At 65.3% G+C, this 632-nt stretch carries 1 pseudogene; it reads right to left on the bottom strand.

Annotated features, from left to right (window positions below):
- Positions 1-632: pseudogene (locus JFY56_RS24175) on the bottom strand (hypothetical protein); the annotation flags it as partial.

Raw genomic sequence — 632 nt, 5'->3', positions numbered from 1 at the left:
CGATACGGGTGTCGAGCTTGCCAACTTCCTGGTTGGTCGCGTACAGCTGCGAGCCGTTGATAGCATCGGTGCTGGTGCCGCTGACGCGGCCGGCGGCCACGTTGGTGATGGTGCGGTTGGCAGTGCCGTTGCCGACGCTCACCGTGCCGGTCGGTGTGCCGCCAGCATAGTTGTAGCTGGTGCCCGCTACCGTACCGGTTGCCGTGGTCACCGCTGCGGCGGTGGTTGCACCATCGCCCAGCGCCACGCTGTTGGCGGTGGAGGCAGTAGCGCCCTTACCGATGGCGATGGAGTTGGTCGCCGTGCTCTTGGCAGTCGGGCCGGCCGCGATCGAATCGGTGCCAGTGGCCGAGGAGTCGGCCAGGGTGGAGTTGGCATGGAAGTACTTGAAGCCCGTGCCGCTATCGATGTTATCGATACGAGTGTCGAGATCCCCCAGTGCCGCATCCACCTTGCTGAAACCAGTGCCCACATCAGTGGCTGCACCGGTGGTGCCGACGATGGAGTTGGCCTTGGTCAGCGCGTAGCTGGGCGCACTGATGGCACCGGTGCTGGCGGTATAGGCAGCGCCACCGCCCAGGTGAGTCGCGGTATCCGCGCCCTGCTTGTCAACGCGACCGTCGAGGTTGGTA

Origin of the sequence: Pseudomonas schmalbachii (genome assembly GCF_017589465.1) — a bacterium.
GTDB classification, from domain to species: Bacteria; Pseudomonadota; Gammaproteobacteria; order Pseudomonadales; family Pseudomonadaceae; genus Pseudomonas; species Pseudomonas schmalbachii.
Note: the sequence above shows the minus strand (reverse complement) of the source record. Positions and strands in the feature narration are given on the sequence as shown.